22 protein-coding genes and 1 pseudogene are annotated in these 24,934 nt (G+C 54.6%); 20 read left to right on the top strand and 3 right to left on the bottom strand.

Features of this window, described 5'->3' with window-relative positions:
- Positions 1–4 precede the first annotated feature (4 nt).
- Positions 5–2,050 (top strand): GAF domain-containing sensor histidine kinase, encoded by a 2,046-nt coding sequence (locus tag LEP6406_RS0205835; protein ID WP_008316546.1) that lies wholly within the window; start codon positions 5–7, stop codon positions 2,048–2,050.
- 91 nt (positions 2,051–2,141) lie between these two features.
- Here LEP6406_RS0205835 and LEP6406_RS30935 read toward each other — a convergent pair.
- Positions 2,142–2,287, bottom strand: a pseudogene (locus LEP6406_RS30935) (transposase); the annotation flags it as partial.
- The gene (locus LEP6406_RS35590) at positions 2,272–2,370 is read right to left on the bottom strand and encodes a transposase (protein ID WP_225886663.1); all 99 of its coding nucleotides are present in this window, start codon (positions 2,368–2,370) and stop codon (positions 2,272–2,274) included. The pseudogene LEP6406_RS30935 and the gene LEP6406_RS35590, both read right to left, overlap by 16 nt.
- Positions 2,371–2,680: 310 nt before the next feature.
- On the opposite strand from LEP6406_RS35590, the gene LEP6406_RS0205825 reads away from it, so the two are divergent.
- From LEP6406_RS0205825 to LEP6406_RS0205765, 12 genes are all read left to right on the top strand, one after another.
- A complete protein-coding gene (locus tag LEP6406_RS0205825; RefSeq protein WP_008316547.1) occupies positions 2,681–3,346 on the top strand; it encodes an SDR family oxidoreductase in 666 nt (221 codons plus the stop codon).
- Positions 3,347–3,717: 371 nt separating this feature from the next.
- Complete coding sequence (locus LEP6406_RS0205820; protein WP_008316549.1) at positions 3,718–5,070, top strand: nicotinate phosphoribosyltransferase; 1,353 nt, start codon at positions 3,718–3,720, stop codon at positions 5,068–5,070.
- 66 nt (positions 5,071–5,136) lie between these two features.
- On the top strand, positions 5,137–5,541 hold the full coding sequence (locus tag LEP6406_RS0205815) for a four helix bundle protein (RefSeq protein ID WP_008316551.1): 405 nt from the start codon (positions 5,137–5,139) through the stop codon (positions 5,539–5,541).
- Between the two features lie 33 nt (positions 5,542–5,574).
- Positions 5,575–6,264 (top strand): nicotinate-nucleotide adenylyltransferase, encoded by a 690-nt coding sequence (locus LEP6406_RS0205805; RefSeq protein WP_081748028.1) that lies wholly within the window; start codon positions 5,575–5,577, stop codon positions 6,262–6,264.
- Positions 6,225–6,971 carry an NUDIX hydrolase gene (locus LEP6406_RS0205800; RefSeq protein ID WP_008310223.1) on the top strand — a complete coding sequence of 249 codons (747 nt, stop codon included), beginning with the start codon at positions 6,225–6,227 and terminating at the stop codon, positions 6,969–6,971. Before LEP6406_RS0205805 ends, LEP6406_RS0205800 begins: the two co-directional genes overlap by 40 nt.
- Before the next feature lie 38 nt (positions 6,972–7,009).
- On the top strand, positions 7,010–8,014 hold the full coding sequence (locus tag LEP6406_RS0205795; protein ID WP_008310221.1) for a DNA-methyltransferase: 1,005 nt from the start codon (positions 7,010–7,012) through the stop codon (positions 8,012–8,014).
- Between the two features lie 87 nt (positions 8,015–8,101).
- On the top strand, positions 8,102–8,767 hold the full coding sequence (locus LEP6406_RS0205790; RefSeq protein WP_008310219.1) for a hypothetical protein: 666 nt from the start codon (positions 8,102–8,104) through the stop codon (positions 8,765–8,767).
- A 40-nt stretch (positions 8,768–8,807) separates the two neighbouring features.
- Positions 8,808–10,616 carry an NAD+ synthase gene (locus LEP6406_RS0205785; protein WP_008310218.1) on the top strand — a complete coding sequence of 603 codons (1,809 nt, stop codon included), beginning with the start codon at positions 8,808–8,810 and terminating at the stop codon, positions 10,614–10,616.
- Positions 10,617–10,658: 42 nt separating this feature from the next.
- Entirely contained in the window at positions 10,659–12,470 is a 1,812-nt protein-coding gene (proS, locus tag LEP6406_RS0205780) for a proline--tRNA ligase (protein WP_008310217.1), read from the top strand.
- Positions 12,467–13,267, top strand: coding sequence for an LmeA family phospholipid-binding protein (locus LEP6406_RS0205775; RefSeq protein WP_008310216.1), 801 nt, complete (start codon positions 12,467–12,469; stop codon positions 13,265–13,267). The genes proS and LEP6406_RS0205775 overlap by 4 nt, the downstream gene beginning before the upstream one ends.
- A 107-nt stretch (positions 13,268–13,374) precedes the next feature.
- Entirely contained in the window at positions 13,375–13,851 is a 477-nt protein-coding gene (tadA, locus tag LEP6406_RS0205770) for a tRNA adenosine(34) deaminase TadA (protein WP_008310215.1), read from the top strand.
- A gap of 420 nt (positions 13,852–14,271) precedes the next feature.
- Positions 14,272–14,928 carry a lysophospholipid acyltransferase family protein gene (locus tag LEP6406_RS0205765; protein ID WP_008310214.1) on the top strand — a complete coding sequence of 219 codons (657 nt, stop codon included), beginning with the start codon at positions 14,272–14,274 and terminating at the stop codon, positions 14,926–14,928.
- 106 nt (positions 14,929–15,034) lie between these two features.
- On the opposite strand, the gene LEP6406_RS0205760 is transcribed toward LEP6406_RS0205765, so the two are convergent.
- The gene (locus tag LEP6406_RS0205760; protein WP_008310213.1) at positions 15,035–17,842 is read right to left on the bottom strand and encodes a cation-translocating P-type ATPase; all 2,808 of its coding nucleotides are present in this window, start codon (positions 17,840–17,842) and stop codon (positions 15,035–15,037) included.
- 403 nt (positions 17,843–18,245) lie between these two features.
- On the opposite strand from LEP6406_RS0205760, the gene LEP6406_RS0205755 reads away from it, so the two are divergent.
- The 7 genes from LEP6406_RS0205755 to LEP6406_RS0205725 all read left to right on the top strand — a co-directional run bounded on the left by LEP6406_RS0205755 (position 18,246) and on the right by LEP6406_RS0205725 (position 24,835).
- A complete protein-coding gene (locus LEP6406_RS0205755; RefSeq protein WP_008310212.1) occupies positions 18,246–18,458 on the top strand; it encodes a hypothetical protein in 213 nt (70 codons plus the stop codon).
- Between the two features lie 379 nt (positions 18,459–18,837).
- Positions 18,838–20,007, top strand: a complete 1,170-nt coding sequence (locus tag LEP6406_RS0205750) for a pyridoxal-phosphate-dependent aminotransferase family protein (protein WP_008310211.1) — start codon at positions 18,838–18,840, stop codon at positions 20,005–20,007.
- 398 nt (positions 20,008–20,405) lie between these two features.
- The gene (gene rnc / locus LEP6406_RS0205745) at positions 20,406–21,182 is read left to right on the top strand and encodes a ribonuclease III (RefSeq protein ID WP_225886433.1); all 777 of its coding nucleotides are present in this window, start codon (positions 20,406–20,408) and stop codon (positions 21,180–21,182) included.
- Between the two features lie 80 nt (positions 21,183–21,262).
- Positions 21,263–22,315, top strand: coding sequence for a Gfo/Idh/MocA family protein (locus LEP6406_RS0205740; protein ID WP_008310209.1), 1,053 nt, complete (start codon positions 21,263–21,265; stop codon positions 22,313–22,315).
- Between the two features lie 509 nt (positions 22,316–22,824).
- Positions 22,825–23,796, top strand: a complete 972-nt coding sequence (locus LEP6406_RS0205735) for a 3'(2'),5'-bisphosphate nucleotidase (protein WP_263971139.1) — start codon at positions 22,825–22,827, stop codon at positions 23,794–23,796.
- A complete protein-coding gene (locus tag LEP6406_RS0205730; protein ID WP_225886423.1) occupies positions 23,793–24,380 on the top strand; it encodes a GNAT family N-acetyltransferase in 588 nt (195 codons plus the stop codon). The genes LEP6406_RS0205735 and LEP6406_RS0205730 overlap by 4 nt, the downstream gene beginning before the upstream one ends.
- Before the next feature lie 35 nt (positions 24,381–24,415).
- Entirely contained in the window at positions 24,416–24,835 is a 420-nt protein-coding gene (locus LEP6406_RS0205725; protein ID WP_008314585.1) for an Alr5209 family pentapeptide repeat protein, read from the top strand.
- The last annotated feature ends 99 nt before the right edge of the window (positions 24,836–24,934 follow it).

Genomic DNA, 24,934 nt, shown 5'->3' with positions numbered 1-24,934 from the left:
CTATATGACCCAAGCCTACTACGGCTATGCTCGTTGGGGAGCTAATGCAAAAGTTGCCGATCTGGAACATCGCTACCCGCATTTACTAACCCCCATCTTGCAACAAATAAACCCTTCCCTTTCCATTCATGAAACCGTCTTTGCCACAGGAGATATTACGCCTACTCAATCTAGTTCTAATTCCAATTCTAGTTCTAATCTTGTCAGTTCGCTAGATTTAGCCACTATCCTAAAAGCCTCCCAGACTCTTTCTAGCGAGATCAAACTTGATAAACTATTGGCATCATTGCTCTCTATCGTTCTTGAAAATTCTGGAGCGAGTAAATGTGTGTTGATGCTCCTGCGAAATAACCACCTACTAATAAAAGGTTTAATAATTGCAGGATCTGATCCTGTTGTCTTACAGCGTCTTCCTGTTGAAGATAGCCAGGATATTATTCCCCTAAAGCTAGTTCATAGAGTCGAGCATGATAGTCGAACTTCCGTATTAATAGACGCTAGTGCAGATCCAACTCTCGCCAGCGATCCCTATGTCATTCTTCAGCAGCCTAAAAGTGTTCTGTGCAGCCCCATCTTGCATCAAGGAAAGCTTATAGGCGTTTTATACCTAGAAAACAATTTGGTTAAGGGAGCATTCACAGAGGATCGCGTTGAACTCCTCAATCTGCTGTGTGCTCAAGCTGCCATCTCCTTGGAAAATTCTCGGCTATATGAACAATCACAACAATACTCTCAGCAGCTAGAGAACTCTCTGATGGAGTTGAGAGCCGCAGAGTCTAGCTTGCGAGCATCTCAGAAAAGGCTTCAGTTGTTAGTTCAACAAACTCCCCTTGCGATCATTGAGTGGGATGTTAATCAGCAAATTACTAGCTGGAACCCAGCAGCAGAAAGAATATTTGGTTATACCCAAGAAGAGACTCTGGGTCGTCAAGTACAATTTCTTGTCCCTGAAAAAAATTGGGTCGAATTCGCCAAAATAAACTCCGATCTTCTATCGCAACAGGGTGGCCATCACAATATCAACGAAAACATCACAAAAGAGGGCAAGATAATCTTTTGTGCTTGGTATAACAGTCCACTTGTAAATGAGGATGGCAAATTAATTGGAGTGGCGTCGCTAGTAGATGACATTACCGAGCGCAAAATAGCTGAGATCAAGCTTCAGCAACAGGCCGAAGAATTGGAAGCTGCATTGAGTAATTTGAAACAAGCTCAACTCCAAATGGTGCAAGCGGAAAAAATGGCATCTCTGGGAAATCTCGTTGCTGGGGTCGCGCATGAAATTAATAATCCCATCGGCTTTCTCAATGGCAGTATTAACAACGCTAAGGAATATGCGCGAGATTTGCTCGGACATCTTGCCCTTTATCAGCAACATCATCCTAATGCCGCCGCCCCGATTCAAGACAAGGCTGAAGATATTGATCTGGCGTTCCTAAGTGAGGACTTACCGAAGCTTCTGGAATCAATGAAGGGTGCCACCGATCGCATCAAAGGTATTAGTACTAGCCTACGCACCTTTTCCCGTGCGGATACCGATTGCAAAATCAAGGTCAACTTGCACGAAGGAATTGAGAGTACCCTGCTGATGCTCAAATATCGGCTCAAAGCAAATGAGTATCGGCCTACTATTCAAGTAATTCGAAACTACGGGGAGGTGCCATCTATCGAATGTTTTCCTGGGCAGCTAAACCAGGTTTTCATGAATATTTTGGCAAATTCTATTGATGTTTTTGATGAATCTGCTCAGGGATTTTCCTTTAGGGATTTAGAGGCCCAGCCTCAGATCATCACGATTCAAACCACAGCGTCAATAGCAGAGAATATTGTGGAAATTGGCATTCGTGATAATGGTGCTGGGATGTCAGAAGATGTGAAATTCAAAATATTTGATCATTTATTTACAACTAAAGGGATGGGCAAGGGAACAGGATTAGGATTGGCGATAGCCCGTCAAATTGTGGTAGAAAAACACGATGGGACATTAGAAGTTCATTCAGAGTTAGACCAAGGCACTGAGTTCTATATTCGGCTACCGATAGTGGATTGAGAAGCTAATTCTGCATAATCTGTATGACAATAAGGGTGTAGAGGCAAAATCGCCTCTTCCGGTCTGGTTATGCTGCTTTAAGCGGAAATGCTCACGGCAACAAACCTCTTAACTTGAAATTGTCGAAATTAGAAAAGCCATAACCCAATTGCTTAATCAACTTAAGCTTGTTATTTATTCCCTCTACAACCCCGTTGTTATTCTCAGTTCAAAGTATGATGTCAATTCATCAAACCATGGAATCGATCTGCGACTACCGTCGCATTCGGCATCATCTCTTCGACCAAACTCTGGTAGGGTCTCCACAGGTCTATGCTCACCCCTTTAATCCCCGCAAGGCCCACTGTCAATAGGGCATAGGTGTTCTCTGGCCTTGGCAATGCTTGCAAAGGCTGGCAGTAGTTCTGAGCCAGGTTGATGCACTTCAGACTTGAACTTGCGCACTTCACCCCTTCCTAGCGTTTCTTTCTCTCTCCACTTCTCGCCCTCAGGGGCTCTTTCCCATGTCTAGGTCGGAAGAGCCGGACGTTTCAAAGCCTGGAACGAACAAGGGGCTTAAGCCCCTTGTCCTAATCTGGATGGGCAACTGCTATAACGCTTAGAAATTTCCAAGGAGATCTAGAAAAAACCATGGCAACGTATCTGGTGACGGGGACCAATCGTGGCATTGGCTACGAGTACTGTAAGCAACTCCAGCAACGGGGCGATCGCGTTATCGCCATCTGCCGTACCCCCTCTGAGGATCTAAAAAGACTGGGGGTACAAGTTGAGCCCGATATTGATATCACTGATGACGAATCCATTGCCGTTCTGGTGCAGCGTCTCCAGAACACAGCCTTAGATGTGCTGATCAATAACGCTGGGATTTTCGAGCGGGTCACCCTCGACGGGCTAGATGTTGACAGTATTCGCCGCCAGTTTGAGGTCAATGCCCTCGGCCCCCTGCGCCTAACCCAGGCGCTGCTGCCCAATCTCCAGGCGGGGTCCAAGGTGGTGCTCATGACCAGCCGCATGGGATCCATTGCCGACAATACCTCCGGTGGCTCCTACGGCTACCGCATGTCTAAGGTGGCCCTGTCTATGGCGGGTAAATCCCTCTCCCATGATCTCAAACCTCGGGGCATTGCCGTCGCCATCCTGCACCCAGGGTTGGTCCAAACCCAGATGACGGGGTTCACGGCAAGCGGCATTACCCCCACCCAGTCCGTCACCGGACTTCTGGAGCGTATTGATGCCCTCACCCTGGAAAACAGCGGCACCTTTTGGCACGCCAACGGAGATGTGCTGCCCTGGTAGGTGCACTGCCCTGCGGCCCATTAGCACCACCCCATGAGGGAGTCGTGACTAGGCAGGGGTCGGTAAAGTTGGTTTTCACCAAAAATAGGTGCGAGTTTTCCTGCTGTTATTTCAGCATTCAGACCTACCTTGGCCGACCAGACTGTCCCGTATAAATTGCCTGGAATCGATAGCGGTTCTCACTCGGGTTAATTATAGACAAGGGGCTTAAGCCCCTTGTCCGCCGAGTCCCATCAAGTTGAGGTGACCTCATACATTAGGGAACCGCTATAGATGGGCAACCGCCAAAAAACTGTCAGAAAAATTGGTTTCCCACTTTACTTGGCAAGTATTTATGGTTAAAATAACCATAAGTCACAGGAGGACTTGCCATGCCGACGCCGCCCCTGCTGAGCGCCCCAGAGGATTACAGCCTGCTGACGGATCTGTACCAGATCACTATGACCGCCTGCTATGTCGGGGAAGGGTTGGATCAGCGCCGTGCCAGCTTTGAACTCTTTGCCCGTCGTCTGCCGGAAAATTTTGGCTATATCATCGCCGCTGGCCTAGCCCAGGGGTTGGAATTTCTAAGCCAGTTCCAAATCCGCGATCGCCATTTAGCCGCTCTAGAGGCCACGGGCATTTTCACCCAGGCTCCCCCAGCGTTCTGGTCTCGATTACGCGGGGCCAAGTTCACCGGAGATGTGTGGGCCGTCCCGGAAGGCACCGCCGTCTTTGCCAATGAGCCCCTGCTGCGGGTAGAAGCACCCCTGTGGCAGGCCCAGATGGTGGAAACCTATCTGCTAAATACTCTGAATTATCAAACTCTGATCGCGACCCGCGCCGCTCGTTTACGGGATGTGGCGGGTCCCGAGGCACAATTGCTGGAGTTCGGCACCCGGCGGGCCTTTAGCCCCCAGGCTGCTCTCTGGGCCGCACGGGCCGCGATCGCGGGGGGCTTTGATTCCACTTCTAATGTCCTCGCTGCCCTCACCCTAGGCCGCAAACCAGCAGGCACCATGGCCCATGCCCTGGTAATGGCGATCGCCGCCACCCAGGGCAGCGAAACCGATGCCTTTGACGCATTCCATCGCTACTTTCCCGGTGCGCCCCTGCTCATCGATACCTATGACACCATCGCCGCTGCTCGCCGCCTCGCCACCCAGCACCAGAATGGTCGCAGCGCCCTAGCCGGGGTCCGCCTCGACTCCGGCGATCTGGTCAGCCTCTCCCAGCAGGTGCGGGAACTACTTCCCGGCGTCCCCATCTTCGCCAGTGGAGATCTGGACGAGTACGAGATCCAGCGGCTGAAACAGGCCGGAGCCTGCCTCGACGGCTACGGCCTCGGCACCCGATTGGTGACAGGTACCCCCGTCAACGGCGTTTATAAATTAGTGGACATCGACGGCATTCCCGTCATGAAGGAGGCCCATAACAAAACCACCTACCCCGGATGCAAGCAGATTTTTCGCCCCGCCGACCTCAACCAAGGCGACACCCTAGGGCTGATGACAGATAGTCCCCCGGCCAATACCACACCCCTACTCCAGCGGGTTATGCACAATGGAGAACAATTGTCGCCACCGGAGGATTTAGCCACCATCGCCCAATGCACCACCCACAGCGTCCAAGCCCTACCCCCCGCTGTTCGCGCTATCACCGCACCCACTGTCTACCCGGTGGAGATTTCCCCGGCGTTGGCGGCGCTGCGGGAGAGGACGGGACGTAGGGTATTGGGGTATTAGGGTATTGGGGCGTGGGAAGTGGGCGAGTAATGGGGTGGGGTATTGGGGTGTTAGGGAGGGAAGGGAGTGGGTGAGTTTATTCGACAACACCAAGACTTGAAAGTCTACAAAGTCGCTTTTGCGGCAGCTATGACAATCTTTGAAGTCACTAAAACATTTCCCAAGGAGGAAAAATACTCACTAACCGATCAGATCCGTCGATCGTCTCGTTCTGTCTGTGCCAATATTGCCGAGGCTTGGCGAAAACGGAGGTATGAGGCCGCCTTTGTCTCCAAACTTAGTGATTCTGAGGCAGAAGCGGCTGAAACCCAAACCTGGCTCGAATTTGCCCATCATTGTCACTATTTGAGTCCAGAGGCATCCGCAGATTTGATCCAGACCTATGACCAAATTCTGGCCATGATAGTCACCCTGATTCGAAATGCTTCCCACTGGTCAACCCCTGCCACTAAATCCACAAAAAAACCGTGACGACTTCACCCCCCACCCCGCCAATGCCCCACCATCACCCCTCCTCTAGCCACATCAACGACATACCCCACTCCCCCACTCCCCCACTCCTCCACTCCCCCACCCCCCCACTCCCCCACTCCCCAAATCGCCCTCTTCGGTACCAGCGCTGATCCCCCCCACCGGGGCCATTGTGAAATCCTGCGATGGCTGGCGACCCAGTTTGACCATGTGGCGGTCTGGGCTTCGGACAATCCTTTTAAGGAGCACCTCAGCCCTTTGGGCGATCGCGTTGCTATGTTGCGGTTGATGATTCGGGATATCCCAGCATCGCCGGGACGTATTGCCCTAGATGAGAGTCTGAGCGATTCCCGGACCCTGGTGACGGTCCAGCGGGCTCAGTCAAAATGGCCGGGGGCAACGTTGACCTTGGTCGTGGGTTCGGACCTAGTGCGGCAATTGCCCAAATGGTACGGTGCCCAGGAATTGCTGGCCCAAGTGGAGGTGCTGGCAATCCCGCGCCCTGGTTTTACCCTAGCGGAGGATGATTTGATGGAGGTGCGTCGTCAAGGGGGAAAAATTGCGATCGCGGATATTCCCAAACAATTCGACATATCCTCCAGCTATTTTCGTCAAACTGACGACGCAGAGGCGCTGCCCACAGCCGTCAGAGCCTATATCCATCAAAAAAATCTATATCCACCATGCCCGGAAAACTCCAGAGAAAAACAGCCGACCCATTAGAGGAGGATGCCCTTGCAGACTTCAAGGTCGGGGTGGATAACGTCATCTTCTCGGTGGATACGGACCAAAACCGCCTGCTGGTGCTCCTGGTAATGCGCCATCAAGAACCCTTTGTGGGCTACTGGAGTTTGCCAGGAACGTTAGTACGCCAGGGAGAATCTCTAGAGGATGCTGCCTACCGGGTGCTATCGGAAAAAATTCGGGTCAGCAATCTCTATCTGGAACAGCTCTATACCTTCGGTGGTCCCGATCGGGATCCCCGCGAAGGCCGCGATGCCTATGGGGTGCGCTATCTCTCGGTGAGCCACTTTGCCCTGGTGCGCTTTGCGGAGGCAGAGTTAATTGCCGATGGGGTCAGTGGCATTGCCTGGTATCCCCTCAGCCGGGTTCCTCGCCTCGCCTTTGACCACAACGAAATCCTTAACTATGGCTACCAGCGCCTCCGCAACAAACTGGAATACAGCCCCATCGCCTTCGATGTATTGCCAGAGGTATTCACCCTCGGGGATTTGTACCAGCTATACGTGACGGTATTGGGGGAAGATTTCTCCGATTATTCCAACTTCCGTGCCCGATTGCTGAAGCTGGGCTTTCTGGAAGACACGGGCCAGAAAACCTCTCGCGGTGCCGGTCGCCCCGCCAGTCTCTATCGCTTTGATGCTGCGGCCTTTGAGCCCCTCAAAGACAAACCTATGGTGTTTATTTAACTGTCTTTCAAAACTCCTAACCCAAAGCCCTCAATACCATGAAAGATCGCGCCCCTAGAAATCGTACCCTTACTCTAGAACCTGATGAATTCAGGAAGTTATCACAACGTCTAGTCAAACTTCATCAAAAAGTTGCTCTAGCAGAGATTCTAAATAAAACTCTTTGCCAAGATTTATTGGAAACGTTGAACTATTTGCCTCGAAACTTTGTAGATTTAATGATAATTGATCCGCCCTATAATCTTAACAAGAATTTCAATGGCAGAAAATTCAAGCAGTTAAATGACGAGGAATATGCTGCCTGGTTCGACACCTGGATTTCCCAATTGAAATCTCTACTCAAACCCAACGCCTCAATTTATGTCTGTGCCGACTGGCTAACTTCAGCCGCCCTTTATCCGGTATTAAAACAACACTTCCAGATTAGAAATAGAATTACTTGGGAACGAGAAAAAGGGCGAGGTGCTAAACAAAACTGGAAAAACACCTGCGAAGATATTTGGTTTTGCACGGTAACTAATGACTACTATTTTAACGTTGAAACGGTTAAGCTTAAACGCAGAGTAATCGCTCCCTATAGAACGGATGAAGGTAAGCCGAAAGATTGGGAAGAAACGGAAACGGAAAAATACCGTCTTACCCATCCGTCTAATCTGTGGACGGACATTACCATTCCCTTCTGGTCAATGCCAGAAAATACTGATCATCCCACTCAAAAACCCGAAAAACTCATCGCCAAGCTGATCCTAGCCAGTTCTGAACCTAATGCTGTGGTTTTTGACCCGTTTCTCGGCAGTGGTACTACGTCAGTAGTAGCCAAAAAGCTGGGGCGAAATTTTGTCGGCGTTGAGATTGAGGAGGAATATTGCTGCTTGGCAGAAAAACGTCTAGCTTTGGCGGATTTGGATGCCAGCATTCAAGGTTATTCAGATGGTGTATTTTGGGAGCGTAACTCACTTTCAGATCAAAACAACTCCAAGAAAAATATATCCTCTAGCACTCAACAATCGTCTTTGTCGGAAACACAAATGAGTTTACTATAGAAATCCGAATTGATTCTTGAAGCTAGATTGTTTGTGCAGACAAGATCCCTGTACTACAGATTTTTGCAATTCACAGAGAATCTCTATATGAAACCAACATTTTACTACGGTGGCCATTATCGTGATTTAGCCCTTCAAGTAAAAGATTATTTAAATGATCAAGCTGATTTTCTTTCAATCGAAACTGTCAGAAGTACAAGGACAGCAGGAGATGCCTTGGAAGGCATGATAGCCGATGTATTTAACGACTTTTTAGGAGATTTTTGCCAAGAATATTCCAGGGATTTCTCCAGGAGGGCTATGGCAGACTTGGCCTTCATAGACTCAGAAAATTTTTATACGATTGTCGATGTTAAGACCCATAGGGAAGGGACTGAATTCAATATGCCAAACCTTACATCTGTAGAGAGAATTTCTAGATTTTATGAAAGCAAGACAAATGTATTCTCGTTATTGATGGTCAAATACAAGGTTGAAAGCTTACAAGTAGTTGTCACGGATGTTAAATTTGCTCCAATTGAGTTCCTGGATTGGAGCTGCTTAACTATCGGGGCATTGGGCTGGGGTCAAATTCAAATTAAAAATTCAAATAACATCCAAATTGTGCATGGCTATTCACGAAAGCAGTGGATGCTTCATTTATGCGATCTATTGATGAATATTTTTTATCCTGGAGAGATTCTCAAAATTGAAGGGCGTGTCGGTCGATTTGAACAGGTCAGGCAATTTTGGCTTGACCAACCTGATACTTGAAGTATGGCGTTATTACCACCAATAATTTTACGTGTAAGTTATGTGTAAAGTGAACATCGCGATCGCACAACTCAACCCCGTCATCGGTGACCTGCCCGGTAATGCCGAAAAAATCCTGGTGGCGGCTCAGGTGGCGGCAGATCAGGGCGCACGGCTGATGCTAACGCCAGAACTGTCTCTCTGCGGTTATCCCCCCCGCGATCTACTGCTACGACCGGGTTTCATTGATGCCATGGGAGCAACGTTAGCAGATCTAGCTCAACAACTACCGGACAACTTGGCGGTTTTAGTCGGTTTTGTGGAGCGCAATCCCGAAGCGGAGAATCACGGCGGCAAGCCCCTATTTAACAGCATGGCGTTACTGGAGAAGGGATGGGTACAACAAATTTTCCATAAGCAACTGCTGCCCACCTACGATGTCTTTGACGAAGACCGTTATTTTGAACCCGGTCGTCAGGTGAATCATTTCTCCCTCGCCATTGAGGCAGGGAAGACCCTGCACATTGGCGTCACCATTTGCGAAGACTTGTGGAATGACGAGCAATTTTGGGGCCAGCGCAAATATCCTACCAACCCCATCGCAGCCCTTGCGGATTTGGGAGTGGATGTGGTGGTGAACCTGTCTGCCTCCCCCTTTACTGTGCAAAAACAGGCTACCCGCGAAGCCATGCTAGGCCACAGCGCCGCCCGTTTCGCCGTGCCCATTCTCTACACCAATCAAGTGGGAGCCAATGACGATTTAATTTTTGACGGTAACAGCGTCGCCGTTAATCGGTCTGGAACCGTGGTTGGGCGCGCCCGTACCTTTCAGCCAGACCTGCTGACCTTGACCTACGATCCCCGCCGCCAGGATTTACAGGCTGGAAGCATAACCCCCGCGATCGCCGATGCCAACGCCGAACTCTGGTCTGCCCTGGTGCTGGGGGTGCGGGACTACGCTCAAAAATGTGGCTTTACCCAGGCGGTGATTGGCCTCAGTGGCGGCATTGACTCAGCTCTGGTAGCCGCGATCGCAACCGTGGCCCTCGGCCCCAACAACGTCTTGGGGGTGCTGATGCCCTCCCCCTACAGTTCTGACCATTCCCTCAGCGACGCCCAAGCCCTGGCAGAGAACCTGGGCATCCACCACCAAACCTTGGCCATTGGGGAACTGATGACGGGCTACGATCGCACCCTTGATCCCCTATTCGCAGGTACAGCCTTCGGCGTAGCAGAGGAAAATATTCAGTCCCGAATTCGCGGCAACCTACTCATGGCGATCGCCAACAAGTTCGGACACCTGCTCCTTTCCACAGGCAATAAGTCCGAGATGGCCGTAGGCTACTGCACCCTCTACGGCGACATGAACGGTGGCCTCGCCGTGATTGCTGACGTACCCAAAACCCGTGTCTATGCCCTCTGCCAGTGGCTCAACCAGTCGCAGGCTGGAGCCGAGATCCTACCCTTTCCCTTGCCTAGCACCCCTGTTACTCCGGTAATTCCCCCCAATATCCTCACGAAACCTCCCAGCGCTGAGCTAAAACCGGGCCAGATGGATCAAGATTCCCTCCCCAGCTATGAGGTGCTGGATGATATCTTGGACCGCTTGGTGAAGGGCCACGAATCGGTGACAGATATCGTGGCAGCAGGCCATGATCCCGAGATCGTAGATCGGGTCATTCGCTTGGTGTCCCGCGCTGAGTTCAAGCGCCGCCAAGCTCCCCCGGTATTAAAGGTCACCGATCGTGCCTTTGGCACGGGTTGGCGGATGCCCATTGCCAGCCGCTGGCATCTCCCCACTACCCCCCCCAAGCCCCCAGTTTCCAAGGATCTAGGCTTGCCGCCGTGCAAAACCAGCCCTTCCCGGTAGACTGATTTGAGATGTAGCTTTGGCCAAAAGGACACGGAATCCATGCGACTGTCTCAGATGCTCTTTGTGACCCTGCGGGAAGATCCCGCCGAGGCAGAAATTCCCAGTCACAAGTTACTGTTGCGGGCGGGCTACATCCGGCGCATTGCCAGCGGCGTCTACGCCTACCTACCCTTACTATTGCGGGTGCTGAACAAGGTCTCCGCCATTGTCCGGGAAGAAATGAACGCCACCGGAGCCCAGGAATGTCTGCTACCCCAACTTCAGCCAGCGGACCTGTGGCAAGAGTCAGGCCGCTGGGATACCTACACCAAGGCCGAGGGCATTATGTTCTCCCTGGTGGATCGACGGGAACAGAAGATGGGCCTTGGCCCCACCCACGAAGAGGTGATCACTGCCGTAGCGCGGGAGATGATCCGCTCCTATCGCCAGTTGCCCCTGCATCTGTACCAGATTCAAACCAAGTTTCGCGATGAGATTCGGCCCCGCTTTGGCCTGATGCGGGGCCGGGAGTTCATCATGAAGGACGGCTACTCCTTCCACACTGACGCCGAGAGCCTGAAGCAGACCTACGACGAGATGTATCGAGCCTACAGCACTATCCTGCGGCGCTGTGGCCTTGCCTTCCGAGCGGTGGAAGCAGATTCTGGAGCCATCGGCGGCTCTGGCTCCACGGAGTTCATGGTGCTAGCGGATGCTGGTGAAGATGAGGTGCTGTACACCGAGGATGGCCAATACGCCGCCAACGTGGAAAAGGCGGTGTCCCAACCCCCCGAGGCCGTGGCCTCCCCCTTCACCACCTTTGAAACCCTAGAAACCCCCAACACCCCCACAATTCAAACCCTGGCGGACTTCCTCAACTGCTCCCCCACTCAGATTGTCAAGAACGTCCTCTATCAGGTCGCCTACGACAATGGCAAAACGGTGCTGGTGTTGGTCAGCATCCGGGGAGACCAGGATGTGAATGAGGTGAAGCTACAAAACGAACTGGTGAAGCTGGCTCCCCAGTACGGGGCAACGGCGGTGCTAGCCCTGATGGTGCCCGATGGGGAAGCCCAGGCCAAGTGGGCGACGAAGCCTCTGCCCCTGGGCTACATGGCCCCTAATTTGGGAGATGATTATATTCAAGCGGGGCTGGCGGGGATTGAGCCCAAATTTCTGCGGCTGGTGGATGAAACCGCTGTAGACCTGACCCACTTCGTCACCGGGTCGAATCAATCCGGCTACCACACCGTCGGCGGCAACTGGAATCGGGACTTTCCTAAACCCAAAATCACGGTGGATGTGCGCAAGGCCCAGGCGGGCGATCGCGCTTTGCACGACCCCAGCCAAACCCTACAAACGGCGCGGGGGATTGAGATTGGCCACATTTTCCAATTAGGGACCAAATACTCCACTGCCCTGGGGGCCACCTACACTAATGAGGCGGGGGAAGAAAATCCCTTGGTGATGGGATGCTACGGCGTCGGTGTCTCCCGGTTGGCCCAGGCCGCCGTGGAGCAGTCCTACGACAAGGATGGCATTGTCTGGCCCATTGCGATCGCGCCCTACCAAGCCATTGTGGTGGTGCCCAACATTGGCGATGCCACCCAAATGGCCGCCGCTGAGCAGCTATACCAAGACTTGAACGCAGCGGGCATTGAAACCCTGCTGGATGATCGCGACGAGCGGGCCGGGGTGAAGTTTAAGGATTCGGAGCTAATCGGCATTCCTTTCCGGATTGTCACCGGGCGATCGCTGAAGGAGGGCAAAGTAGAGGTGGTAAAGCGGGCCACCAAGGCATCTCAAGATCTCGCCTTGGCGGATGTGGTACCCACCTTGCAGGGCTGGATTCATGAGGCATTGACCCAGTGATTGAACTCTTCACCATTGTCCTGTCAGGGCTGTTTACCCTGGTGTCCCCCGTCGGCATCGTGGCAGATCACGTCGCTGAGGGGCTAATTCGAGAACGCCTTGTCCGGGCAGATTTTCTCGACGTGCGCATCGACAACGCCCCCAACTTCCAGATTTTGCAGGGCCGGGTAGAGCGGGTGCGGCTGGCAGGACGAGGAATCTATCCGGTGCCAGAGTTACGCATCGACATCATTGATGTAGAAACCGACCCCATCGACATTGACCTACCGGGGGTGCAGCAGGGTCGCCTCGCCCTGGATGCGCCGATTCAATCCGCCGCCCACTTGGTCCTGAAACTGGAGGATCTCAATACCCTGCTCCAGTCACAACGGGTCCAGCAATTATTGGACCAACTACCCTTTAGCCTACCGGGCCAGGTGGGAGCCCGAGAGGCAGACCGCTACCGCCTCACCAATCCCCAATTAGAATTCCTGGGGGGCAATCGCATCCGGGTACGGGTGGATTTGCAAGATCAAGTACTCCAGGAAGCTATTGAAGCCACGGTGGAGTCGGGTCTAGAGGTCGTTGAGGGCCATCGTCTGGTTTTGGTGGACCCTTTGGTAGCGGTAGAGGGTCAACCCGTGCCCCGGCAATTGATCAATCGGTTTGTGGAAGGGGTACAGGACCAACTCACCCTCAAGCAACTGGTCGATCTGGGCATCACGGCGCGAGTGTTGCAGTTTGAAATTACGCCTGAAGCCCTGGATCTGGCGGTATTTGTGCGTGTCGATCCCGACTCTCCCCTTCTGAATCCCTAGGCGCGGCATAAGTGCAGATCATCTCATGGGGGGTGTATAGCCTAACGGCATTCAAGAAAGGGGTAGGGGCGCGGGGCTCCGCGATCAATACAGAATGAGGCTTTTCAATGACTGACGCGACTCTACTGCGACACCAGCGATGGATGGCGCTAGCCCTGGATCTCGCTACCCAGGCGGGAGAGGCGGGGGAGGTGCCCGTGGGGGCGGTGGTGGTAGATGCTCAGGATCGGATTTTGGCCCAGGCGGCTAATCGCCGGGAAACGGATGGGGATCCCACCGCCCATGCCGAGGTGTTGGCGCTGCGGGCGGCGGGACAGTCCCTAGGCCATTGGCACCTGGCGGGCTGTACCCTTTATGTCACCCTAGAGCCCTGCCCCATGTGTGCCGGGGCGATTATCCTCAGTCGTATCGGCCTGCTAGTGTACGGTGCAGAGGATGCCAAGGCGGGGGCGGTGCGATCAGTCCTGAATCTACCGGACAGTGCCGCCTCTAATCATCGACTGGCGGTGTTGGGGGGGATTTTGGGGGTACCCTGTGGGCAACAGTTGCAAACTTGGTTTGCCCAGCGGCGCAAGGAATGCTAGACCGGGGAAACAGAATGCGCTTTCTAGAGTCAAGATCACCATCCCTCAGGGTGAGGAAGATAAACCGCAGTTCTGTCGAGGAGGGGTTTCGGGAAAATACTGGGACACGATACCATCAAGGGCAGTCAGCGGGAGCTGGAAAAACAGTAGCCCAGGACACCCTGCCAACTGTCCTGTCCAGAGACCATCAGTACGGGCTTTTCCCTACCCTGAAGGAGTAGCCGCCACAGCCCATCTCAGTCGTTGGGGAGTATTTCACAGGCAATGGTCGCGAAACTCACACTACCTCTTACCTCTGTGTCCAAGACACAATCTCACCAGACACAATCTCACCCGAAGCCGTCAGACTCCCACTCGTCCACGACCTCCCGCTGTTCTCCCTGGCTCACCCCTCTAATTTATTTTCTGGGGAGACGCTTGGTGTTGCCCACCTACTTTGGTCGCATCACCATTTCCGGTCAAGACAACTTACCTACTCAGGGACCAATCATCCTTGCTCCTACCCACCGCTCCCGCTGGGATTCCATCCTCTTGCCCATGGCGGTAGGGCGTCCGGTGACGGGGCGTGATCTCCACTTCATGGTCACTTCCGATGAGGTTCAGGGTATTCAGGGCTGGTTTATTCGGCGCTTGGGGGGATTCCCGGTTAATACCCGTCATCCCACTATTTCAAGTTTGCGCCACGGTATTGATCTGATGCGGCGGCGGGCGATGCTGGTTATCTTCCCCGAGGGCGATATTTTTCGGGATGGTCAGATCCATCGGCTGAAGCCTGGTCTGGCGCGAATGGCGGTACAGGCGGAGTCGATGCCGGAGCGTCTAGGGGTGAAAATTGTACCGGTGGGAATTCACTATAGCGATCCTTCGGTGGGCTGGGGTACCCATGTGGATGTCTCTATTGGCAAATCCCTGGATGTGGCCGCCTATCTCCAGGATCAACTGCCTTGCGATGGTCTCAAGGTGGCGGCGGCGGCCCTCACGGCGGATCTGACAATTGCTATTACGGATGTGGTTGCCTCCCAACGTCAGGCCCATCAAGATTCTCGGAAATGTGCGATCGCACCCTCCCGACATTAGAGGCTGTTTTAAAAGTCAAAGTCACATTTGTCATTCCGAGAGTAGCAAAGCGGAAGGAGGAATAGTGACGCCAGAGTGACGCCAGAGAACTGTGGCGTCACTATCTTTAGTTTTGAGGATTGAGATGGTTGGCGAGGAGCGCTACCAACGTCATGGGCAGTGCCGCCCCGATACAGATCAGCAGTTGTAGCCCATCCAAAGGCGTCGTCAAAAATAGGAAGTTCATCACCCCCCACTGACTGAAGATGAACTGAAATGCGATCGCGGCTAGAATGCCATAGCCAATGGCAGAGGCATCCCCCCAGGGTACCGCCACCCCCCGCATCTTAGCGACCACACTGTCCCAAAACTGGCTGATGCTAAAGAGATAGATAATCCGCCCCGCTACTAGCGCCTGGATAGCCATAGTGCGGGCCAGGGCTAGGGTCTGCTCCCGTTCCGCACCTGTTCCCATTAGGTCAGGGGCAATCCAGCCCATACTACCTGCACTCTGCCAGACCCACTCGAACATGCCGAAAATCAAAATCCAGTTAAAGAGAGAAATTAACCCAATCCGCTTAAGCAAATTTTTGGATAGCAACGGCTGATTGGGTAGGCGGGGGGGGCGCTGCATCAAGGTGTGGGATTTAGGCTCAAAGGCCAACGGCACCGTCATGGCAATGGAGTTCACCATATTGAGCCAGAGGACTTGCAGAGAGAGAATCGGCAACATATCCCCCCGTCCGATCAGCACACTGAGCAAAATGGTCATGGACTCGCCACCATTTACCGGCAGGATAAAGGCGATCGCCTTCATCAAGTTGCGGAAAACAGCACGTCCCTCCTCCACCGCCGCCTCGATAGAGGCAAAATTATCATCCGTCAAGATCATGTCAGCGGCTTCCTTGGCCACCTCAGTTCCGGCCTTCCCCATGGCGATACCAATGTCCGCCTGTTTCAGAGCCGGGGCATCATTCACCCCATCCCCGGTCATTGCCACTACGTGGCCCTTGAGCTGAAGTGCTTCGACGAGGCGCAGTTTTTGTTCCGGTGCCACTCGGGCAAAAACTGCGCCGTCCTGCACCGCATTGGCGAGCTCGGATTTGTTTTGGGTGGCGAGGTCTTTGCCCGTAAAGGCGAGGATGGGGTCTTCGCTGCTGAGCCCCATGCGCTGAGCAATGGCCGCCGCTGTCACCCGGTGATCTCCAGTGATCATCTTCACCTGGATACCCGCTGACTGACAGGCGCGCACCGCTGCAACCGCTTCGGCCCGAGGAGGGTCGATCATGCCCTGGAGGCCCAGGAACACTAACCCCGTTTCCAGATCGCCATGGTCTACTTGATCCTGCTCAAGGGGCTTGGTGGCAAAGGCTAGCACCCGCAGTCCCCGAGAGGCCATCCGTTCCGCCTGCGTTAGGATGTGGTCTCGATCTACGGGAACTTCTGCCCCGTCCGCCATTAAGATCCGTTCACAGCGAGCCGAGATCGCTTCCGTAGAGCCCTTAACCAACAGGACTCGACCCTCTGGCCCCCGATGCAGGGTGGCCATGTACTGAAACTCAGACTCGAAGGGTAGGCTATCCAGTCGGGGATAGGTCTGCTGCAACTCGGCTCGGTCAAAGCCCGCCTTACGGGCCGCCACTAGCAACGCCCCTTCTGTCGGATCTCCCACAACCACCCATTGCCCTGCTTTATGTTCTAGTTCTGAGTCGTTGCAGAGCATTCCAGTGTGCAAACAACGGACTAAGGGAAGGGGTATGTGTTCGGGGGGAACGGTTTCCTCTTCGCCGTCGCGCACCTCACCAATCGGGGTATACCCCTCTCCGGTAAGAGAATAATGGTGCCCACCGGCAAAAAGGCTCTGCACCGTCATTTGGTTTTCCGTCAGGGTTCCGGTCTTATCGGAGCAGATGACGGTAGCGCTGCCCAGGGTTTCCACTGCTGGAAGTTTCCGGACGATGGCGTTACGGCGGGCCATACGGGAGACGCCAATGGCTAGGGTAATGGTCACCACCGCTGGTAGTCCCTCGGGAATGGCACTGACCGCTAGGGCTACTGCCGCCTCAAACATCTCAATGGGGGAGTTGCCATAGCCGAGGCCGATGACAAAGGTAAAAGCAGCAACGCTGAGGATGATGTACAGCAGGGTTTTGCTGAAGCGATCAAATTTGCGGGTCAGGGGGGTGACGAGAGTGGTGCTTTCGTCCATCAGCTTGGAGATTCGCCCCGTTTCGGTTTGGAGCCCGGTGGCGATTACCCAACCTTCCCCTTGGCCAAAGGTGACAAAACTCCCGGCGTAGGCCATGTTGTGGCGTTCCGCTAGGGGCGTGTCTTCGGGCAGGCACAGATTCGCCTGCTTTTCCACCGCTACGGATTCTCCGGTGAGGGCCGATTCGTTTACTTGGAGATTGCGGCAGCGCACTAGGCGTAGATCTGCGGGCACTTTGTCGCCGGAGGTGAGGAGTACGATGTCTCCCGGCACTAGATCCCGTGAGGAGACTTGCATCATTTGGCCATTGCGGCGGACCATGGCGTCGGTTTCTACCGCTGAGGCTAAGGCCGCGATCGCACTTTCTGCCTTAGATTCCTGCACAAAGCCAATAATGGCGTTGATGACGGTGACACCCCAGATCACCCCGGCATTGACCCATTGCCCCAGCAAGGCTTTGATCAAACCCGCCACCAGCAGGATGTAGAGCAAGGGTTGATTGAATTGCAATAGAAACAGCAGGATGGCAGGCTTACTGGCTTTGCCCTTCAGTGCATTGGCCCCATAATGGCTGAGGCGGGCTTGGGCCTCTTCACTAGAGAGCCCCACCTGCGATCGCACATCTAGCTTTTGAGCGATCGCCTCAGCTTCTAAATGGTGCCAGGGCATCGGTGGACTCGATGGGTCTAAGGATAGGAGTGTCTCTGATTTCCGACCACTGTCCATAGATCTTTCCTGATGAAGCGTCATGTATTTACTGCCGTCCTAGTCTTGCTCAGGCTAGTTTCCCAGGGTATCTGTCCCCGTACTCCCGCTACCACTGGCCCCATTGTTAGAGCGATCTCACCGGATGCCCTCTATCCCAGGGACGAATTCCTTCCCCAAGGGAAAACGTTATGTATGATACAAAATACAACTCTCCCAGATTATGCGGATATTCTAGGGACAAGCGCGAAGTGAAGGACAGAAAACCTGGGACATCCCCGAGGCAACTTGATCTAGATCACGAGTACCCTCAGATCTAGATCTCCAAGCAGTTTTGGGGATATCACGTAGCTCTAGGGCTACCCCCAGTATGATCACTGAAGATCGGTCATTGTGATCTCTCACCATCAGGATGTAACTCAAGATGTCAGTCTTTACCTACTCCTCAATGGACAATACTCCCAACCATTACAACTGGCGCTTACCCAAGCCCAGTGCCCAAGCTAAACTTCAGCCCCTCGACATGAATGCCATGGACGAATTGTTTGAAGCACTTGGCGATCCTCAGGACTTGGAGAAAACCAAAGCCCCAGCCCTGAGTTCCACCGAGTGGCCCCATCCTCCCCAATTATTTTGATCGTCCCTGCCCTCTGGCGAAGCTGGGCTTGGATTTAGACAACGTTATAGTCTCGATAGTCTCGGCTGGGTGCCACTCTAAATTCCCCCAACATCCAGAGACTTTGGCGCTGCAACCCCCTCAGCACGGCATTGGGTTGCTCTGCCCTCAAGCCACTCTGGTGAGCTTTTCGAAATAGTAATTTTGATTTAGTAGAGACTTGAGGACTGTTTAAGCTGGATTCAGAGTATGAGACGATATCTATCAGCGATCCTGCATGAGCTTTAAGCAAGCGTCTTCGCGGGTTACGCTTCGCTTCACCCACGCTACGAATGCCTTCAAAAATTAAATAGGATTGCCATACCACCTCACGGGTTAAAACATCGCAAAATTTAACATTATGCCCTCAATTCTATCTCGCACTACCCCTACTATCAACACCGCCCACCGCAGTTCCCTCGCCCCTCTTGTGGTGCCTGAGCGCCTGCTGCTAGGCCCTGGCCCCTCCAATGCCGACCCAGTAGTGGTGGCAGCCATGGGCCACCAGCCCATCGGGCATCTTGATCCCGCCTATCTGACCATGATGGATGAGGTGCAGACCCTGCTGCGCTACGCATGGCAGACCAGCAACGAGCTGACCTACCCGGTGCCGGGAACTGGATCCGCCGCGATGGAGGCTACCCTGGCAAACGTGGTAGAACCGGGCGATCGCGTTTTGGTCGGCGTCATGGGCTACTTTGGCCATCGCTTAGTAGATATGGCCAAGCGCTACGGTGGTGATGTGCGCGCCATTCACCAATCCTGGGGACAGGTGTTTAGTCTGGAGGCCCTTCGCGCTGCCTTAATCGAACACCGTCCGGCTGTACTAGCCCTGGTCCACGCCGAAACCTCTACTGGAGCACGGCAACCTTTGGAGGGGGTCGGTGCCCTCTGCCGAGAATTTGACTGCCTGCTGATCGTCGATACCGTCACCAGCTTGGGGGGGGTGCCCATTTTTCTGGATGAATGGCAGGTAGATCTCGCCTATAGCTGTAGCCAAAAGGGGTTGAGCTGTTCCCCTGGGGTTTCCCCCTTCACACTGGGGGCACGGGCGGAGGAAAAGCTGGCCCGTCGCAAAACCCCTGTGGCGAACTGGTACCTGGATGCCAACCTGCTGCGAAAGTATTGGGGCAGCGATCGCGTTTATCATCACACTGCCCCCGTCAATCTCACCTACGGCCTGCGGGAAGCCCTGCGCCTGCTAGCGGAGGAAGGGCTAGAAGCCCGTTGGCAGCGCCATCAGAGCACCGCTGAACTGCTCTGGGCGGGTTTGGCAGATCTAGGGTTGTCCTGTCATGTAGAAGAAGAATTTCGCTTGCCGACCCTAACCACCGTCCGAGTGCCCGCCGGGGTAGATGCTAAGGCTATTGCCCGTATGCTGCTGACAGAGCACAACATCGAGATCGGTGGTGGTCTTGGTGACCTAGCGGGTCAGGTCTGGCGAGTGGGGCTGATGGGGGCTAATAGCCACCCCGATCGGGTTGAAACCTTGCTGACGGCCCTAGGCCAGGTGCTCCACAGCAACCACTAGGGCGTGGGGATAATTAATGGGGAAACCCTTGCGGGGTAGGTATGATCACGCCTACCCTAGGGAATCAAGCTAGGGGCTGTAACCGCCCCATAACCAGGAATCTGGTTTTGATTGTCCACAGCCCCTCGTACTGCCTGGTGGAAATAAGCTTACGATTCTGCCGCACCAGCCCAACATTTTCCGGTCCCCTCGCCCCCTGGGAGAGGGCTAGGGCTTCGGCGTGAGCTCAGCCGAACGGTGAGGGGCCGAGGTGTGCCACGATGAAACGGTCAGAGTATTTACGCCGCCCAGTACTAGTCCTCTGCGGCAGAAATAGGCTTGCTATTCTGCCGCGCCCGTCCAACCTGTTCTAGTTCCCTACCCTCTTCCGCCCTCCCCCAGCAGGGAATTGAGTCCTGTTGCCCGATGCCATGATTGCCCCTAACTCCACAGACTTCCTGCTCGATCCGCCCCTATATCTACGGCGTTGCCTTGCCCGCCTCGGACTCCCCGAGACGGTGGCAATTAAGTGGGACTTGCTCGATCAAGCCCTTACCCACGTATCGGTGTCAGCCACCCGCAATAACGAGCAGCTAGAGTTCCTAGGGGATGCGGTACTGCGACTGGCGGCGGCAGAGTTTCTCATGGAGCGCTACCCCGATGCCTCCGTCGGGGAACTGTCGGCATTGCGATCGCACCTGGTTAGCGATCGCATTTTGGCAGAGTTAGCCGAGCGCCTGGGGCTAGAACCCTTTCTGCAAATTTCCGCCAGTGCCGAGGGCGATCAGGCCGCCCGTCCTGCCCGCCTTGCGGACATGATGGAGGCGATCTTGGCGGCGTTATACCTAAGCCAAAACAACCTCAGCTTGGTGCGTCCTTGGCTCGACAACTACCTAGAACCCATGGCCACGGCCCTGCGCCAAGACCCCACCCGCCAAAACTACAAGGCGGCTTTGCAAGAACTCACCCAGGCCCACTACAAAACCCTGCCCCTTTATCAGGTCACCGAAGTCAGCCAAATCCACGGTGATGACCATCGTTTTCGGGCCGAAGTCTGGTTTCAAGACCAATGCTGGGGCACGGGCAAAGGCCGTTCCATAAAGCTGGCCGAACAGGCCGCAGCCCAGGTCGCCTATACCGCCATGCAATCTGGCAGCCCGCTTGGGCCAGATTCTGATCTTAAGACCCGAGACTAGGACCGAAAGTAGGGCGAAAAGTTAAGCGAAGCGCGCTAAGGTGAGTCCTGACATAGAAAATCACCACTAGGGACAGCACTATGGGCGATCGCGTGCGGCTGGCGGTATTTGGCGTCGGACGTTGGGGTGTCAATCTACTGCGGAATTTTCTCCACCTGCCGGATGCAGAAGTCGTGGCAGTGGTAGATCCCCGTGCCGATCATCTGGCCACAATCCGCGATCGCTTTAACCTAGATGCCGCCATCCATCTCAGCACCGACGGGGCCGCAGTCATGGCCCTGCCCACGGTGGATGCCGTCGTCATTGCGACCCCCGCCACCAGCCATTACCCGTTGATCGTCGCTGCCCTGACTCAAGGCAAACACGTTCTTGCAGAAAAGCCCCTGACCCTAGAAGCCGAAAGCTGTGAAGCCCTCTACGCCCTAGCCCAAACCCACCAGCGCCAACTGGTGATTGACCATACCTACCTATTCCATCCCGTGGTTGAGCAGGGGCAGACAGTGGTGGCGGCTCACCGCCTAGGGGCATTGCGCTACGGCTACGCCGCCCGCACCAACCTGGGTCCCGTCCGGCCCGATGTCGATGCCCTGTGGGATCTGGCCATCCACGACATTGCCATCTTTAACCACTGGCTAGGGGAAACCCCCCAAACCGTTGCAGCCCAAGGGCAAGTCTGGCTCCAGCCCCAGGCCCCCAATCCCCACTTTCCCCAAGGACTAGCGGATACAGTGTGGGCACGATTGCAGTACCCCAGCGGCGTCCAGGCTACGATACATCTGAGTTGGGCTAACCCTGACAAGCAACGGCGACTTTGCCTAGTGGGCGATCGCGGCACCCTAATCATGGATGAGCTACAACCAGACCCATTGGTATTACAACAGGGACAGTTTGAACCCAGCGGCGACGGCTACTTTCTGCCCACCTCTCTAGACCGGACGGTGATCTCCGTCCCTGCCGGTGAACCCCTCCAGCAGGTCTGCCAACACTTTCTCACCTGTGTCCAAACCCAGACCCCCAGCGATCGCTCCGGGGGCGCGGTGGCCACAACCTTGGTTAGAACCTTGCAAGCCCTCTCCCAGTCTCTACAGGCCAACGGTGTCCCAGTTGCCGTAACCCCTAGGACTGAAAGGTAGAAGGCAGAGGGCAGAAGGCAGAAGGCAGAAGGCAGAAGGCAGAAGGCAGAAAGGGAAGTCTATGTCACATATAGCGGTTCTCACTCGGGTTAAGTACAGGCAAGGGGCTTAAGCCCCTTGTTCGCCAAAGTGTCATTAAGTTGAGGTGTACCTCATACATTAGGGAACCGCTATATAGCGGTATTGATCTCAATCCAGTACGCCTACGGTAGAGGCACACGGCTGTGCGCCCTCAGGAATGTACGTAATCCATCTGCATATCGCTATAAGGGTTCCTGCTTTAGTAAATGGGTGGTTTTGGCGCTGCCCCCTCACGCCTAGTACAGCGTCAAGACTAAAGATTAGGGTACTCGTAGATTGGGTGAAACGAAGGGTCACCCAACAGCAGTGGGCTAGGTTGGGTTCCGCTAGCGCTGAACCCAACCTACCAATTGAGGATTGACAGAGCACTGGGGTAATTAACAGAGATTACCAACTAGGACAGGGGTAAACTAGGGCTGACCTTTTAAGTGGTAAAGATATCCATGGCCTATGAGCAAGAGCGGGCAGTAGCGGTAGAGGCCGTCATCCTGGCTGCCAAACTGTGTGAAGCGGTGCGGCGGGATATGGTGCCCGAGGCGATGGAAAAGTCTGATAACAGTCCAGTGACCGTGGCGGACTATGGCTCCCAGGCGATCATTTGCTGTGCCTTAGCAGCGGCATTTGGGGCCGACCCGGTGGTGGGGGAGGAGGATGCCGCTGATCTGCGTCAGCCAGAGATGGCCAGTCGCTTACAGCAGGTTACGGCCTTCGTCAAAGCCCACATTGCGGAAGCTACCCCCGACCTTGTGGCTCAGTGGATTGATCACGGCAATGGCAATGTGGGCCGACGCTTTTGGACCCTAGACCCCATTGATGGCACTAAGGGCTTTCTCCGGGGTGATCAATATGCGATCGCATTAGCCCTGATTGAAGATGGCGACTTGAAGGTGGGGGTCCTAGGCTGCCCTGCCTTGGCCTTTGGGGAAGGGGATCCTGGACTGCTATTCGTGGCGGTGCGCGGAGAAGGCACCACGATGCAATCCCTCAGCGATGGTCCAGCCCAGCGCATTCACGTAGTACAGCCAGGGGATACGGAGCGACTGCGGTTCGTAGAAAGCGTAGAAGCCAACCACGGCAACCAGGCCCAACAGCAGGCGGTCGCCAAGGCGGCAGGCATCACTCAAGCCTCAGTCCGCATGGACAGTCAGGCCAAGTACGGGACCGTCGCCGCTGGAGAAGCAGCTCTCTACCTGCGCCTCCCCTCCCCCAAATATCCGGACTATCGGGAAAAAATTTGGGATCACGCCGCTGGTGCCATTGTGGTGGAAGAGGCCGGGGGCAAGGTGACCGACATGCACGGTAAGCCCCTGGATTTCTACTCCGGCGTCAAAATGATGGACAACCGAGGTGTGGTCGTTAGCAACGGAGCCATCCACGCATCGGTGCTATCTGTCCTTTGACCCCACTGCCCGCTATGGCCCAGATTCGTCCCGCCGCTGAACCAGACCTGCCCGCTATTCTGGCAATCTACAACCACGCCATTCTCCACACCACCGCCGTCTACGACTATGCGCCCCACACACTAGCCATGCGTCAGGATTGGTATCGGGCCAAAGTGGCGGCTGGGTTGCCGGTGCTGGTGGCAGAAACGGGGGACCAAGTGGTTGGCTTTGGTTCCCTGAGTCCCTTTCGGGCTTGGGCCGCCTACAAATACACCGTGGAAAATTCCATCCACATTGCCTCCGCAGCCCAAGGGCAGGGCCTCGGAGGGCAGATGCTAGCGGCCTTGGTGGCAGCGGCTGAGGCGAGGGATTATCATGCCATTGTGGCGGGCATTGACGCCGATAATGCTGTGAGCCTGCACCTCCACCGTCGCCAAGGCTTTGAGGAGGTCGCCCACCTGCGCCAAGTCGGCTATAAGTTTGGGCGCTGGTTGGACTTAATCTTTATGGAACGACTGCTCAGTACGCCTGATGATCCGACGGAACTGACGGGCACTACACTGGCAACAGGACTGACAACAGGACTGACAACAGGAAAATAGTGCGTCATCAAGATGATGGCGGAATGGGATAGCAGATGGCAGATATCCAGGTGAATACCAATCAACCCATGGATGATGGCGTGATCACCACGACCAAGGCCCTATTGCGGGCCTATAGTGCCGGTGAACGAGCCTTTACGAATGCGGCGCTGGCGGCGGTGGAACTCATTGGCGCAGATTTGAAGGGGTCAGACCTGAGCTATGCCGACCTGCGGGAAGCTAAGCTCAATCGATCCAATCTGCGGGGGGCAGATCTGAGCTATGCCTGCCTGCGGGAAGCGGATTTAACTGAGGCGGATCTGCGAGGGGCAATGCTGATCGGGACCGACTTGCGGGAAACTCAGTTGGCAGGGGCGATGCTTCAAGATGCGGATTATGATCCCAAGGAGACTCATTTTCCTAAGGGCTTTGATCCGGTTCAGGCTGGCATGAAGTGCGATCGCGCCCCAGGTTAACCCCTTCCCTGAAGGTCTTCCTATGACATCCCATTCAAGCCAGTCCTTCAAGGCAATGTCCATGACGGCTGTGCGCCCAACGCATCGGAGCCTATGGAC

Origin of the sequence: Leptolyngbya sp. PCC 6406 (assembly GCF_000332095.2) — a bacterium.
GTDB lineage: Bacteria > Cyanobacteriota > Cyanobacteriia > Phormidesmidales > Phormidesmidaceae > PCC-6406.
Note: the sequence above shows the minus strand (reverse complement) of the source record. Positions and strands in the feature narration are given on the sequence as shown.